Genomic DNA, 15,925 nt, shown 5'->3' on the forward strand with positions numbered 1-15,925 from the left:
CATACTTTAATATCTTACAGATTAACTGTCTATTTTCTTGACGGACTCCCTAATCTGAAGTTCCGTATGAAAATATAGGAGCTGCTGGGGTATTTCTTTTTCCTTAATTATTTTTAATAGCTTCCTTGCCCCTTCTTTGCTGATTTCTTCAATGGGTCTTTTAACGGTTGTTAATGCAGGGGTTAAAAATGACGAGAATATATTGTCATCAAAACCTAATAAGGATATATCGCCTGGTATACTTAATCCTTGTTCTGTAATCGCTTTCATTGCACCTACTGCCATGTCATCATTGGAGCAAAATACTGCTGTCGGAATGATAGAGAGCTGTAAGAGTTTTTTCATTGCCTTATATCCGCTTTCCAAGTCATATTTCCCCTCCACAAAATAATCTTTGTTGATAGGAATATCATGATCAATTAAGGCCTGTAGAAAGCCATCCTTTCTTTCCTGTGCAGATTTAAATCCTTTTTTTCCTTCGATAATAGCGATTTCCCGGTGTCCTTGCTGTATAAGATAGGTTATCGCTGTGCGGGCACCTTTTCGATCGTCGGAAAGAATATTCACAATGGGGGCGCCTTCAATTTCTCTGTTTAATACGACCAAAGGGATGTTTTTTTCCAATGCATTATATATGAAAAAATCATCCTTCGTACTCTGACTCATCACAATGATGCCATCGAAATGCTTTTTGTTTATGGCATTAAAATCAGTACAATCATCAATTCCGCTCACAACTAGGTTAAATTCTTTGTGAAGAATAAAATTGACACCTCTTACCACCTCATAAAAGAAACTTGAAGAGGTACCTTCATTGATGGTTGAAAAGAAAAGTCCAATGTTATAAGATCTGTCTAAAACAAGACTTTTCGCATTGTAATTAGGCGTATAATTCAGTTCTTTTGCCAGTGCTTTTATTTTTTCTTTTGTATCCTGGCGAATGAGAGGACTATCATTTAGTGCTCTGGAAACGGTTGTATGAGATACGCCGAGAATCTTCGCAATATCTTTTATTGTAACACTCATTCTACCACCTCAATGTTATCATAACATATAATGCACACGTTAACAAGTAATTAATAGGGATAGATCATTTAAATGATCTATCCCTATTAATTACTTTTCTATTTTTTCATAGCTTAGTATCTTTTCAGTTATTTTTTTTCTGATTTCGTCGATCATATGGAACTTCATATAGGGTACATAAAAAGTTTCCAATACATCGTGCTCCCGTTTAGCTTTATAGATATTGGCTAGTCCCGCAGACATAAGCCGTTCAAATAAGATTTCATCTTCCTTTATTTTATCTTCATTTTCTTCAACAACCTTTGAATTCAAATAATTCTCCAGATCAACTTGCCGCTGGTTATTTTTTTCATATTTTTTACTGCTGGTTATTGCAATTTTCAATTCAGGAATTACAAGCGTTTCTATATTATTCTCCTCCATAGGCTCATGATATACTTCTGCAAATAATCCTTTTTTCACTGCGTCGTCAAGAATATTTTCCATGATTAGGGATTTGCCTCTGATGTATCTTCCGTTGATATATACAACCTTCTCAATCCCGTCGATAATCGTTTCATAATAATCAACAATTCCTTTTGGAGAAAAGGCGCTGCCAAACAGATGCCTTGGCTTTATGGTTTTCAGCGCATAGGGAATACCGCCAAATATTTCAGCCTTCAGTCTTGCTGACGCAAAGTTGTACTTTCCTTTATCCAAGGCCTCTTCATATATCACTTCTAAATCATCTCTTATGGATTTTGCTGCTGCAAAAAACCGATAGGCACGTTTGAATAAATTAGTGATTCTTGCAGTGGTTTCAATGATCTTTTCTTTATTACTTAGAATTCCTTCTTCATTCCAAAACTCTCCGAAATTGATAATCTGATCTACAGCTCCCGGGTACTTAGGATCCACTACATGGGGTGCGGTCCCCTAAACACATAAGACCGATCTGCCTCCCCTTTTATCTGTCCAATCCACCGGCTTCTCAAAAACAGCTAATACCCCGCTACTTTCCTCATCTATATCTATAAACGCTATTTGTAAACCCTACCTAAAAAACAAATGGATTCCAAAAGCAATCAATACAATACCTACAGTATAATCCATTATTCTCAAGACTTTTTCGTTAACGAATTTCTTTATATATTGTCCGGTAAAACTTACGCTTCCTAAAAATAAAACTGTAGCCGTCAAGCATCCAGCTGCATATAAAATAATATTCTGCATACCTATAAGTTTACCTCCGGCTATGAGAGAACCAAAAGTTCCAGACCAAAAAATAATCGTAAGCGGATTGAGCGCGGTTAACTTTAATCCATAAAAAAAGCTATTTTCAATATTTCCGCTTTCGGCAGCAATGCTCTTTTTATTGGCATTTTTAATATAATTTATACCAAAATAAATAAGTACGAACATTCCCAACATACTGATGATTCGATGAAGATATTGTATTTTTATCAAGGCAGATATAGCGGTAAAAGAAATGCCGATGTAAAATGCATCTACTAATGTTACAGCAGAAGTCATCTTTAAAGCCTCCGCAAAACCTTGCTTTATCGCTTTGTGCAAAACAGCAAAAAAAACTGGTCCTACCGACAACTGAAGTGTAAGTCCCAGCAAGAAACCCTGCAGAAAAATCATTAGCTACTCCCCCTTAAAAATTCACTTCTTCTTTTATACTTGAAAGGCTGATAATCGTATTTGTTTTATAGACGCCTTTAATTCTCTTTAGCCGTTGCGTAATAAACTCTTCCAGCGCTTTGGTATCCTTTTCTACAACTTTCAGTATGTAGTCATATTCACCTGCCAGGTGGTGGCATTCTAATACCGTATTATACTGCTTAATAGACTTTCTAAAGGCTTCTATGTACTCCGTCTTCTCTATGTTAACGAAAATAAATGCCATCAGCTTGTAACCTAGCTTTTCTCTATTTAATTTTATTGTATATTTTTCAATAATGCCCGACTCATCCAGCTTTCTAATTCTCTCTGACACTGCCGGTATGGAAAGATTGACCTTCCTGCTGATTTCAGATACCTGTATCCTTGCATTTTCCTTCAACTGTTGTAGAATTCCATAATCAATATCATCCATTCCCCTACACCATCCTTTTTATAAATAATTTATTAGATATTATGATATTACATAAATTTTGTAAATACTTTATCTGATTTTATTAAAATTTTTAATTTTTTTCATTATTTTCATTATTTTTTTAATATGAATTGTTATAAAAATATCCACCGCGATACTTATCTCTGTATCTTGGTGGATAGCAATATATAATATCCCTAGTTTTCTTCAATCATTTCTAATAAAATACTCTTCAGTCTTGAGATTTTAGCTCTTTAGAAATTCCAATAAATAATTATTTTTTTCTCGCTGCTACTATCCGTTTCCCCAATTTCAACATAGTCTATGAATGTATTGACCATTGCAGGGGTTAATTTATTAAAACCTTTATATTTTCGGATAATTTCTATCCACTTTTCGGTATTATTGAGTTGGTCTTTGATATCGGTCATTGCTTTCTCTATAGATTTCTTTCGTTTCATTAGTCCTTCCTTATCCTGTATAAATCTATCATTTAGCTCGTAAAACTGAATAGGTGTAATCATGTCATTGGCCTTATCGGTGTACAGACTTTTCATAATATTATCTTTTTCTCTTATCTGTTTTTCAACTGCAAAAAGCTCCTTCTCTAAAGTGCCTATCCTTCTGCAGAATAAGTCATTCTGTTTTAGCCGATCTATTAAGGTGTCAGAATTTGTCATCGAAAAATATCTTCTGATTTTATCGCCTATAATCTCCTCCAGCTTATCCAATTGAATGCTGTGACTAGTACATAACCTGCTTGCAGGTGCCCGGGCATAGAGCTTGCATCGCAAATAAGCATAATCCTTGCCACTTCTAACCTTATTCATGCTGCTCTTACAATCCAAGCACTTTATCTTTCCGGCAAAAATGTGGGTTTTCCCCTCTCCTGAACTTCTTATATTGTTATTAAGTCTTTTCTGTACTGCATAAAAGAGATCCTGTTCAATGATCGGCTCATGGGTATTCTTTGCTACAATCCACTCATCTTTTGGCTTATTTAGGATTACGTCCAATTTATAGTTTACTTTTTCTCGTTTTCCTTGAACCATATGTCCTATATGTGTCTCATCCCGAAGCATCCGCCTGATCGTAGTTTTGTTCCATAATCCGTAAGAATCAGTTTGAGAAGGATTTTTATACTTTAATCCCCTTTCCTGTTTATATTTTGTTGGATTTGGGATGCCTTTTTCATTCAGCATATAGACGATTTTTTGCGTACCATAGCCTTCCAAATACCATTGAAAGATTGCCCTTACCACGATTGCTGCTTCTTCATCGATTACAAATTTGTTCTTATCCTGTTTATCTTTCATATATCCAAAGGGTGCAAAGGAACCAATAAACTTACCGTCTTCTCTCTTAACTTTAAAAGTAGCCCTAACGGCTTCGCTGATATCATCACAATACCATTCATTTACTAAGCTATTGATTTGCCTTGCTTTTTTATTTCCTCTGTCTTTTGTGTCCACATTGTCTGTTATGCTGACGAATCGAATACCCCATTCAGGGAACTTTCGGTGCAGATACTTTTCAACCATTTCAAGGTCCCTTGTAAACCTTGACTGATGCTTACACAACACAATATCAAATTTCTTTTGCTCTGCATCTACTATCATTTGATTAAACTCTGGTCGTTTTTCATCCATTCCCGAATAATCGTCATCACTGTAAATCTTGTAAATATCCCAATTTTTTTCAATGGCATACTTTGTCAATAGGTTTTTCTGATTCTGAATACTTTCACTTTCATCATATGCATTGACTTTATCTTTATCTTCATCACTAAGTCTGCAATAGATTGCAACCTTGTCCATGAATCCCTATCTCCTTTATTCTGTCAGTTTCTAATATAAGGTTTTTATACCCTGCCAAATGCTAAACTTGCAGGTCTTCATATGCTGTGATCAGTCTTATCAGTAAATTCTCTATCTCTGCAATTCTTTCTTCTTCTGATTCAAACTGAAATACTTCTTCTATTACAATTTTTATGGACAAATTCATCCCCCTAATTATTTTTATGTCGAGGTAAATTTGTCCTATGCCCAGATACCACATAAAAAGGCTAGCTTTTTACTTAAGCTAGCCTTTTTATGTATTTTATTCATTTGTTTTCAGAAACTTTACAGTTTCCTCAGGCGGAACCGGTTTACTGATTAGATATCCTTGTATAAAGTCACAGCTATATGCTTTTAGGATATTCAACTGTTCTTCAGTTTCTACTCCTTCAGCAACTACTTTCAGTCCGATAGAATGTGCAAGTACTACGATTGATTCTGCCAGAGGCTTTCCTTCATCGCTGATCAAATCATCTACAAAGGACTTATCAATTTTCAAGATATCTATTGGCATTTTTCTTAAATAATTTAAAGAGGAGTAGCCTGTCCCAAAATCATCTAATAGGATGACAACACCTAATGCCCTCAATTTATACAACTTCTCAATATTTTCTGTAAAGGACTCCATTAAAGCTGTTTCTGTTATTTCAAATCCTATTAATTTCGGTGATATTCCTGTATTCTCAATAATATTTTTAATATCTTCAACAAAATCATTATGCATAAGTTGTATGGGTGAAACGTTAATAGATACAAGGATCTCTTTGCTATTATTTCGATTGATTTTCTTCGCAAACTCACAGGCATTTTTAAAAACCCATTTACCTACTTCGACGATCATCCCTGTTTCTTCCAATATGTGAATGAATTTCATCGAAGGGACAAAGCCGTGATCCGGACTAAGCCATCGGATCAATGCTTCAAATCCGTATACAGTGCCATCAAAGGTATCTATCTCTGGCTGATAATATAATACAAACTCACTTCGTTCCAATGCATTTCTCAAACTATTTTGCAGAATCATTTTTTGGGCCAGATCCTCATTCATAGACTTTTCAAAAAACCTATATCTGTTTTTTCCCTCATATTTTGCGCGATACATAGCGGTATCCGCATTCTTTAATAAATCATCCGGAGTATGTCCATCATCAGGATATTTTGAAATACCAATACTTGTAGTGATATGCAGTTTCTTTTCTTCCACAATAAAATCTGCTTCAAAGCATTCAATAATTTCTTTTGCCAATCCTTCAACCAGCTTATCCTGCTTTACACCCTCATAGAGGATCAAGAACTCATCTCCGCCTAATCTTCCAATATATATATCATATCTTGCTTTTTTCTTTAGCCTTTCTCCGATTTGTTCTAGCAAGATATCTCCGAAAGTATGTCCAAAGGCATCATTGATCATCTTAAAATTATCAATGTCAATAAAGATTACTGCACCGCTGTCTTTAGTTTCTGCAGCAATCTTAAGGATTGAATAAAGCTTCTGATTTAAAAATGTTCGATTGGGCAAACCTGTTAGTGTGTCATAATAAGCTAGTTGTTTAATCTTTTCTTGCTGCAGCTTTTTTTCGTGAATATTAATATGGGAGCCTGCCAATCTTTTTATGCTGTTATCAAGGTTCTTTAGAGCGATTCCTTTGGAAAATACCCATTGGTATTCACCGTTTTTGTTTCGGATTCTATATTCACATTCATACTTATCACTTTTTCCCGTTTTTAAGCGTTCAAGTTCATTGACGGCTCTCTCCCTGTCTTCAGGATGCATCAGTTCAAACCAGCTGTCAAAATTCTTTATTTCCCTATGTTCTTTAAAACTGTCAAAGATATCATACCAGTTCTCAGAAAAGAACATTTCATTGGTAACCATATCCAATTCCCACAAGCCCTCATTGCTGGCTCCAAATACAAGCTTATACCGCTCTTCACTTTTCTGAATTTCATTTCTGCTTTCCTCTAACAGTTGATTTTGCACCCTCAGTTCTTCCTCTGATGCTGCTAGTTCTTCGTATAGGCTGCTTAATTCCTCATGACTGTGCAATAAGTCTTTTTCTGCTTTTTTCCTTTTCATGATATTCATATATAATATCAAAATAAATAAACCCATCAAGAAAAAGATTATAACGACTGTCCAGACAAGTCCTTTATAGGTTTCATAAAAGGAAAAGGGCTTATTAATAATAATACTCCCTTCCGGTAATTTATTAAGAGGAATATTGAAAGCCTTAAGCTGGTTATAATCAAACTTTAGTGTGATGGTCTCTCTTTCTTGAAGAGGAATCTCAGAAATATCTTCCCCCTCTAAAACCCTCATAGCTATGCTTGCGGCCTCACTGCCCTCTAAGGTTCCGCTTACCACACTGCCGCCTATACTGCCATATCCTACTCCCATCTCGTACAAATCATATAAAGGTGCTGATGTATTCTGGCGCACCAACTCTACCCATTCTTCTATTTCCAGTGTTCTACCTTCGATATCTCTTGTAAAGGTAGTCATCAAGATAATGCTGTCATTTGACAGTTCTAACCTTCCATCGGTTATATCCGTATGACTCATGCTGCTTAGCGAAACCAATTCTAAGTCCTTATTGATTTCATTCGTTCCTTTGATGACATCATGAAAAGCCTGTATTCCACTTTCTGTATTATCATGAAACACATAAATTTTGCGAACGTTGGGATTAATACTTAAAGCCAGGGTGATGGTTTCTTTAGGATCAATTTTCTCTGCCACCCCAGTTATATTCGTATATCTTTCCATGTAGTCTTTAGCTGTATCTGTATATACGCCTGAAAATACAATAGGAATATGCTTAAAAAGCTTGTCTCTGTTTTGCAGAACAAAATCTAAAGCGGCATCGTCACTGGTTATAATCAAATCGATTTCTTTATTTGAATATTTATATTCCATTAACCGATAAAAATTAATGAGATTTTCAAATTCAGGGAACTTTTTCCAATCCATATATTCAACAAACAGCTCTATGTCTGAAGTATTGTTTTTAAAGGATTTTGTAATAGCATCCGTTATGTTATCTGTCCATGTAAGTCCTTTATGATATGAATTTATGAGCAAAACCTTTTTCGGACTATGGTGGGCTTGCACGCTATGGATCTGGCCGAATAACCAAGAAATATTTAAAATAAAACAGCTAATCAAAACACAGGAAATTAATTGCTTTGTAAATACCCTGCTATACCATCTACCCATATATCCACACCCTTCTGTCCTCTAGGTATTTTAATGTATATCGACATATTTTGATGTTTTTTACACTCTGCTCTGTACTATTAGTATACATTCACATATTTTCATAATCAACAAAGAATACTTGCTTCATTTGTATTTAGAAAACGCCTACCTGGGGCGCTGTACCATCAATAATAGCAACCTTTAGTGCCGGTACTACTACACCATCTAATGACCCATTATCCGAAGAACATTGATGAAATTCTACGTCATAACCTTTTTCAATCATTTCATACCCAATTTTTTTCATAAAAGATGACTTGCCTACTCCTGGCCCGCCCTTGATGATAAACAACTGATTGGCTTCTTTCCCAATAATATTATCATAATATGAATAAAAGCCTTTCGCGGTATTCCCGCCCGGAAAAACTCTTTTAATTTTACCCTTTTTATCCATAATGAAACTCTCCCTTCTCTGTTTACTTATTCTATAGATAGTTCAGTTATAGTCATATTATGTTTTCAAATTACATAAGTGTTTGTACTTGTTTACGTATATTGACTGCTGAAAATTCACATATTGTCTTGTATACATTACTATTTGTGCGCTAGAATAAAAAGTATTTGAAAACAATAATAGGTATTTAGTGATACAATAGGTTTATATCTTTTATATATCGTTACATCCGCTATGCCACGGGGACAGTTCCTCAGGCACATTAAAAACATCTGTGACAGACGAACGGTCCCCATGACTCCGCTATTTCACACAGTGTTGCAATTGCTTGACTGCAACTGATATAGATATCATTTGGGAGGATTTCATGAAAATATCAAAAAAATATATTCTATTTATGCTATCGGTGGCACTTTTTGGAGAATTTTATTTTTACCCCTTTGCAAGTCACTTGCGTTTTTCTGCAGGTGTTATTGCATTGAATCTAATCATTCTTGTTACTAATGACATACAGGAGTTTTACATTGCTCTTTATTCTGGAATCTCAGTCTTTCTCCTTCGAAGCACCACAGGTTTTTTGTTTTCCCCAGTGAGCATTGATCATATTATTCAATCCAATCTTCCATCTGTCTCATATTATATCGCTTACGGATTATTGATGCTTGGTACGCAGTTTCGAAAGTATAGAGATAATTTGACAGCCATTATTTTATTATTTACGATCATAGACTCCCTAAGCAATATACTGGAAGCCATAGTAAGACATCAGGAAATAAACTTGAATATTATAAAAATTATTATCTTAGCTGGTTTGATTCGAAGTATTTTTTCCTATTTTATGTATCTGCTTTATAAAAAGCAGGAGTTATTCATACAAGCCCGCGAACATCAAAAGAGGTATATACAGTTAAATACTTTGATTTCTAATATACAGGCAGAAATGTTTTATCTAAGAAAGTCTACCATAGACATTGAAAGAATTATGAGTAAAAGCTATGCTCTTTATCAAAAATATAAACAAACCGATCATTTGAAAGAAGCTACTTTAGACCTTGCCCGGGAAGTTCATGAAATTAAAAAAGACTATTTGAGGGTACTAGGGGGTTTCGAAAGCTTTATTAATGCCTTTGAAGAAGATGATGCCATGAGCCTTGCAAATATGTGGATTATTATCAGAGACAATACGAACCGATACCTTAAAGAAAACCAGAAAAATATAACCCTTTATTTTGACTTTCAAGATAATTTTATACTAAAAAAATACTATCATTTGTTTACCGTGCTTAATAATTTGATTATAAATGCAATCGAAGCATGCAATCAGGAGGGTACAATCCATCTGTCTCAAAAAAGTGATCAGGACTATCTATACTTTTACGTGGAAGATAATGGCATAGGTATTGATGAAGATGTTATTCCATATATTTTCAATCCGGGATTTACTACAAAATATGATGATCAAACGGGAAAGTCTTCTACAGGAATAGGTCTTTCCCACGTTAAAAATATCATGGATGAACTTGAAGGGTCCATTCATTTTAAATCTATACCCAATAAGGGTACTACTTTCACATTAAAAATTCCAAAAAAAATTTTACAAGGGTGATGTATAATGTCAAATACTTTTTTAATCATTGATGATGATATGAATATTAGAAAAATGCTCAAGCAAATCGTTTTAAAGAATAATTTTGGCAGAATCGTAGCAGAGTTATCTAGTGGAGAACATGCTGTAGAAGAAATCAATTTTTATAATCCTGATATTGTATTGATCGATTTGCTATTGCCAGTTAAGGATGGAATCGACATCATTGACCAAACAATAGCACAAGGTTTCACCGGTAAATTTATTATGATCTCCCAGGTAGAAAATGAGCATATGGTTTCTAGCGCATACGAGAAAGGAATTATGTTTTTTATACATAAACCCATTAATATGCTAGAAGCTATTCACGTCATTAAGATGGTTAGTCAGAACATAGAATTAGAAAGGTCTGTAAATTTAATCAAGAATGTCCTTTCCGGCATTGATTCTTCCAGCACATCAACGAACGTATCTTCAATAGAAGATGGAATCCGAAATGTTTTGACTGATATCGGTATCATTTCTGAAGCAGGAAGCAAAGATCTCATTACAGTAATTCACCGAATTATCCTTCATAAAAAAAAGAATCCGTTAATTTCCTACCAGCTTCAGGATATTTATCAGCAAATTGCAAATGAAGATGCCAATACCAAGGATGTTAAAGCCAGTGCTCGTACCCTTGAACAGAGAATTCGAAGAACGATTTTGAAAGCAATGGAAAACATTTCACAATTAGGCCTTGATGATTATTATAATCCAAAGTTTACAGAGTATAGCTCAAGATTGTTTGAACTAAAACAAGTTAAGCAGGAAATGAGATATATTGAAAATCCTGCAGAAGAGAGGGGAAAAATCAACATAAAAAGATTTGTGGAAGGCGTAATTTCTCAAATCAATTTTTAGAAAAATGACGGATTACATTCATCAATGTTGAAAATATTGAATTTACTAAATCTTTTTGTAGCATGGTGTAGTTTTTTGTTATCTGCTGTAGCATACCCATATAATCTTTTAAGAAGCTATTATTTCATTATTAAATATTAAATAGGAGGTATGTTGCAATGGTTGTACAGCTCGACATGATTCAAACAATTTCAATTGCTGTAGTAGTTCTATTTTTAGGACAAACACTTAGAAAAAAGATATCTTTTCTAGAAAAGTTTTGTATCCCTGCACCTGTTATCGGGGGCATCATTTTTGCTATCCTTACTTTAGTACTTAGACAAACAGGTGTTTTAACCTTTGAAATGGATACTACGCTTCAAAGAGTGCTTATGACAGCCTTCTTTACCACAATTGGCTTTACTGCAAGCTTAAAATTGCTTAAAAAAGGCGGTTTACAGGTTTTCCTTTTCTTAGGTTTAGCCATTGCCTTGGTTGCACTCCAAAATGTTGTTGGCGTTAGCTTGGCAAAGGTTTTCCATCTCGATCCATTAATTGGTTTATCCACTGGTTCCGTTCCAATGACTGGGGGACACGGTACATCTGGAGCCTTCGCACCTATTTTTGAGAATGCCGGTGCTTTCGGTGCCACAACAGTAGCTATGGCCTCGGCAACCTTTGGTCTCATTATGGGTAGTATGATCGGAGGCCCTATCGGCAAGAGGCTCATTGAGAAACACAACTTAGCACAAAAATCAGAAAAAAAATCAGGCAATATGGGAATTACTGAAAGTGAAGATAATACCGAAATGCCAAAAACACTTATACCTAACCATTTCGCGGTTGCAGCATCTCAAATTATATTTGCAATGGGTATCGGAACAATCATTTCAATCGTCCTTCAAAAAACAGGATTGACTTTTCCGCCATATATTGGGGCTATGTTTGCAGCTGCAATCATGAGAAATTTATCAGACAGTACAAAAATATTTGAGGTGCATATGGATGAAATAGATATTTTAGGTAATATTTCTTTATCCATTTTCCTATCTATGGCGCTTATGGGCTTGAAGCTATGGGAGCTTGCTGATTTAGCTGTTCCAATGCTTATTATGCTAGTTGCACAAACTACACTTATGGGATTATTTGCATATTTTATCACCTTCAATCTAATGGGCAGAGACTATGAAGCAGCTGTCTTAGCAAGCGGGCACTGTGGTTTCGGCATGGGTGCAACACCAAATGCCATTGCAAATATGGAGGTTATCTCCGGTAAGTTTGGCGCAGCTCCACGAGCATTTTTCATTCTTCCACTGATTGGAAGCCTTTTCATCGATTTTGCCAATGCCGGTATTATTACTGCATTTATGAATTTTTTCAAATAAAAATAGTCAATGCTTCTAATAAAAAGCGAGTTAGAAAGGTATCTAACTCGCTTTTTATTATCTAAATAAATTAATAACGTCCTTTAAAGCTGCTGCTGCTGCCGCTTTCGGATCAGAAGCTCCCCCTACCACCGCCATGGTGCCCATTAGATCTGTATAGAATACAACCGCTTTATCTTTATAGTCTGCCCTTGTTAATATGTTGCTATTTTCCAATACAATAGGGACAACGCGAAGACGAACGCCATAGGATTCTCTTACAGCCTCTCCCACCAGTTTGATGGTCTTATCGTCCCTTACAGCTGCAGCAACGTCCTCTCTTGTGATATTCTCTATCCCCTCTAGTGCTACATCTTTTAAACGAAGCGAGGTCCCCCAGATAGTATTTGCTAATATCAATAATTTGGAAGCTGTATCAAAACCTCCAATATCAAGCTTTGGATTTGCTTCTGCAATGCCCTCTTCCTGGGCTTCCTGCAGTGCTTCTGTAAAAGAAATATTCTTCTTGTGCATTCTTGTAAGAATATAATTAGTCGTTCCATTGAGTATCCCTTGGATTTTATAAATATCATTTCCGGCTAGATTATACTGCGCCAAATCAATCGTCGGCAGTGCTGCAGCAGTAGCACCACTCATCTTCACCCTAGCTCCTTTGAGATGTGCAAATTCCTGAATTTCCTTGCTATGCTGCACCAGCGCTCCTTTGCTGAGGACAACCACGTCCATCCCTTTGCTGATGGCTGTATAAATATGAGAAAAGCCTGGTTCACCGGTTTCTATATTCGTAGGACTTGCCTCTATCAGTACATCTGCCTCTAACTTTTCCAATAGATCTTTGCTATTTACTATCTCATATAAGCACTTTCCATATTGCTGAATTCCCTTTGAATGCTTGTCGCAGTTGCTCAATCGTTGCAGATCAATTCCTTGTTCTTCAATGATAGCATATCGGCTGCCGATGACAGCCGTGATCCTTATATCTAATTTGTACTGCCCGGCAATGACATTCTTTTTGCTATTTAATATATTTACCAAGCTGTGACCTACATTTCCAAATCCTGTTAAGATTACACTGATGTACTTCATTGAATTCTCTCCTTTATTGTTTCTCATGGACATTATATCCTCTATTCAGTAAAAATAACAGATGATAAATCGATCTATTACTAGGTTACCGAATAATATTATACAACATATGCTGATAATCTTGATTCCTTCTTCTATTGAATTCTTCCTTCATTCGCATTTCATGGGCCAATATTTTTCTCGTTTTCTCACGCTGTTTTGCTTCATCTTTCTGAATATGAATATTTATATTAAAATAACTTACATTTAAATGAAGATTTAATAGTGACATTGCTTTATTCCTCCTATCCATTAATATATCTTTAAAGTTCATTTCTTCTACATTTGTTGTGATAATGCCTGATTTTACCATGTTCATTCCCCCTGATTATAATTTCTTTGCTTCTTTTTAAATCCTAGTACCTAGTACAAATCACCTTCATCAATAACTCCTCCTTTCAAAAAAAACAAAAGCCATAGATGGCTATCTATGGCTTTTATGTGTCATACACTTTTTTATACGTATCAGATCTGCAGCATCAATATTTCTTTCTCAAATATAGAAGCAATATACTGAACAACGCATAAAAAGCCATAGTTAGCAACACTACCTATGGCTCCTGATAATTTATATGCAAATAAAAAATTTACAAGCTATCCCAAAGAACACAGGTCGTGTATATATTTATTGATTTGTGAAGCGGCACATACGCCTTTACTTAATCTAATTGCACTTGTATATAAAATTTTCATAAACACGACCTCCTTTCAAAATTTCCATAATTTGCTTATAGCTTATTATATTCCTACTTGGTAATCTTTACAACCTCTTTTTAAATTTGTAATATAATTGTAATACTATTAAAATAATTTTAATATTTCGATTATTTTTATCGATCTTTTATTTATGTTCATATTTGATTATACTAATGGGTAAAGAACAAACAAATGGTATATGAAACAGAATATCACTGAGGAGGAAAAATATGCAACCATTGGACTTTATTTATCAGCGGCATAGTGTACGAAAGTTTAAAAATCAAGACGTAGATCCAACTCACCTTCAGGAAATGATCAAGGCGGCCATCCACGCACCCTCAGGAAAAAACGTACAAAACTGGCACTTTGTTGTATTGAATAACAAAGAAAAGATTCAGGATATCGTAAAAATTGTTGAAAAACAAAATGATACCCTTGCCAGCTGGACAAATGACGAAAATCTTAAAAAAGAAATCCTGAAGTTCAAGAGCTTCCATACCGTTTTTCGAGGGGCACCTTCATTGGTTTTTGTCTTTGCAGGTCCTTATAGAGATATGGCAGTAGATGCCTATAAAGCAAGAAATGCATCTTCTGAGGAAATCCATAGTCTTTTAAGAGTAGCTCCCGCAATACAAAATATTTCTGCTGCTTTAGAAAATCTTATGCTCACAGCTGCTGCATTAGGTTATGGCACCTGCTGGATGACTGGTCCTGCCTATGCCTTTAATGAAATTCACCAATATCTCGGATTTGAAAAAGAAGGATATTTTTTAGCTGCCATGACTCCCTTAGGTGTACCGGAAGAAAAAGAACTATCCAGTCCACCCCGCAAATCTATTGATGAGATTTTAACAATTATTGATTAGCGGCCTATAACACATGCCCTCTGGTATGTGTTTTCTTTATTATAGTAATTTTTTATATGACTTTAAAATTTGTTGAGATGTATTTTGCCACGAATATCTTCTACTGTATTCTAAGGATTTTAATGAGAGCTCTTCTCTAAGCTTTTCATTTCTCATTGTATCGTAAAGATTTTGTGCCATATTGATTATATCGTAAGGGTTTACATAAATACAGCAATTTCCCAGGATCTCTTGAATTTCAGATATTTTAGACGTGATAATAGGCGTTCCGCAAGAAGCAGCTTCCAGCAATGGCAGACCAAATCTATCATATAAAGAAGGGTAAAAAAAGCATTCACAGGCATTATAAAAAAAGGGTAAATTTCGTTTTGAAACATATTCTGTAAAAATGATTTTATCTGCTATAGAAAGTTTTTGTGCCAATCTTCCAAAAACCTCATAGTTGTCTTCTGAATCTCCCAATATAACCAGTTTAAATTCTTCTGGAAACTCATGACAGATTAGATGATACGCCCGAATAATTCTCCCAATATTTTTGTTGGGATTGGCTCCTCCCACTGTCAAAATAAACTTATCTTCAATATTATATCTCTTTGCAATAACCTTCTTTGCTTCCTTCTTATCCAATGGTTTGAAAATCTTATCAACATCTAAATAAATCTCTTTCTTTTTCTCCTTTGGCACAGCAAAATACCTCCTTAATATCTTTTTGCAACAAATAAAACTAAATAGAATATTGCTTCTGCTAAAAAAATAATATGTAAAAAACCGTTCAATTGTATTCTA

14 protein-coding genes are annotated in these 15,925 nt (G+C 35.0%); 4 read left to right on the forward strand and 10 right to left on the reverse strand.

All coding sequences use genetic code 11. The annotated features are described in order from the left end of the window. Nucleotides 1-21 precede the first annotated feature (21 nt). The 7 genes from Gferi_RS02565 to Gferi_RS02595 form a co-directional block, all read right to left on the reverse strand. Nucleotides 22-1,026 (reverse strand): LacI family DNA-binding transcriptional regulator, encoded by a 1,005-nt coding sequence (locus Gferi_RS02565; RefSeq protein ID WP_069974150.1) that lies wholly within the window; start codon nt 1,024-1,026, stop codon nt 22-24. A gap of 90 nt (nt 1,027-1,116) precedes the next feature. Next, nucleotides 1,117-1,923, reverse strand: a complete 807-nt coding sequence (locus Gferi_RS02570) for a hypothetical protein (RefSeq protein WP_069974151.1) — start codon at nt 1,921-1,923, stop codon at nt 1,117-1,119. Between the two features lie 135 nt (nt 1,924-2,058). Continuing rightward, entirely contained in the window at nt 2,059-2,652 is a 594-nt protein-coding gene (locus Gferi_RS02575; RefSeq protein WP_207645790.1) for a LysE family transporter, read from the reverse strand. Nucleotides 2,653-2,665: 13 nt separating this feature from the next. Beyond that, nucleotides 2,666-3,106, reverse strand: a complete 441-nt coding sequence (locus tag Gferi_RS02580; protein WP_069974152.1) for an Lrp/AsnC family transcriptional regulator — start codon at nt 3,104-3,106, stop codon at nt 2,666-2,668. A gap of 254 nt (nt 3,107-3,360) precedes the next feature. Beyond that, on the reverse strand, nt 3,361-4,923 hold the full coding sequence (locus tag Gferi_RS02585) for a recombinase family protein (RefSeq protein WP_069974153.1): 1,563 nt from the start codon (nt 4,921-4,923) through the stop codon (nt 3,361-3,363). A gap of 283 nt (nt 4,924-5,206) precedes the next feature. Then, nucleotides 5,207-8,161, reverse strand: a complete 2,955-nt coding sequence (locus Gferi_RS02590) for an ABC transporter substrate binding protein (RefSeq protein WP_069974154.1) — start codon at nt 8,159-8,161, stop codon at nt 5,207-5,209. A 136-nt stretch (nt 8,162-8,297) separates the two neighbouring features. Next, a complete protein-coding gene (locus Gferi_RS02595; RefSeq protein WP_069974155.1) occupies nt 8,298-8,597 on the reverse strand; it encodes an ATPase in 300 nt (99 codons plus the stop codon). 367 nt (nt 8,598-8,964) lie between these two features. Between Gferi_RS02595 and Gferi_RS02600 the strand changes: the two genes are divergently transcribed. The 3 genes from Gferi_RS02600 to gltS all read left to right on the forward strand — a co-directional run bounded on the left by Gferi_RS02600 (nt 8,965) and on the right by gltS (nt 12,449). Continuing rightward, the gene (locus tag Gferi_RS02600; RefSeq protein WP_069974156.1) at nt 8,965-10,203 is read left to right on the forward strand and encodes an ATP-binding protein; all 1,239 of its coding nucleotides are present in this window, start codon (nt 8,965-8,967) and stop codon (nt 10,201-10,203) included. A gap of 6 nt (nt 10,204-10,209) precedes the next feature. Then, entirely contained in the window at nt 10,210-11,085 is an 876-nt protein-coding gene (locus Gferi_RS02605) for a response regulator (RefSeq protein ID WP_069974157.1), read from the forward strand. Between the two features lie 158 nt (nt 11,086-11,243). Beyond that, nucleotides 11,244-12,449 (forward strand): sodium/glutamate symporter, encoded by a 1,206-nt coding sequence (gltS, locus tag Gferi_RS02610; protein WP_069974158.1) that lies wholly within the window; start codon nt 11,244-11,246, stop codon nt 12,447-12,449. A 57-nt stretch (nt 12,450-12,506) separates the two neighbouring features. On the opposite strand, the gene Gferi_RS02615 is transcribed toward gltS, so the two are convergent. Continuing rightward, nucleotides 12,507-13,535, reverse strand: coding sequence for a homoserine dehydrogenase (locus Gferi_RS02615; RefSeq protein ID WP_069974159.1), 1,029 nt, complete (start codon nt 13,533-13,535; stop codon nt 12,507-12,509). An 85-nt stretch (nt 13,536-13,620) separates the two neighbouring features. Beyond that, nucleotides 13,621-13,887: a hypothetical protein gene (locus Gferi_RS02620; protein ID WP_069974160.1), complete on the reverse strand. Its 267-nt coding sequence runs from the start codon at nt 13,885-13,887 to the stop codon at nt 13,621-13,623. A gap of 613 nt (nt 13,888-14,500) precedes the next feature. Here Gferi_RS02620 and Gferi_RS02625 point away from each other — a divergent pair. After that, on the forward strand, nt 14,501-15,139 hold the full coding sequence (locus Gferi_RS02625; RefSeq protein WP_069974161.1) for a nitroreductase family protein: 639 nt from the start codon (nt 14,501-14,503) through the stop codon (nt 15,137-15,139). A 39-nt stretch (nt 15,140-15,178) separates the two neighbouring features. Here the strand turns inward: Gferi_RS02625 and Gferi_RS02630 are convergent, their stop codons facing one another. After that, nucleotides 15,179-15,823, reverse strand: a complete 645-nt coding sequence (locus tag Gferi_RS02630) for a glycosyltransferase family 4 protein (RefSeq protein WP_069974162.1) — start codon at nt 15,821-15,823, stop codon at nt 15,179-15,181. Nucleotides 15,824-15,925 lie beyond the last annotated feature (102 nt).

This window comes from Geosporobacter ferrireducens (genome assembly GCF_001750685.1).
Classification (GTDB): domain Bacteria; phylum Bacillota; class Clostridia; order Peptostreptococcales; family Thermotaleaceae; genus Geosporobacter; species Geosporobacter ferrireducens.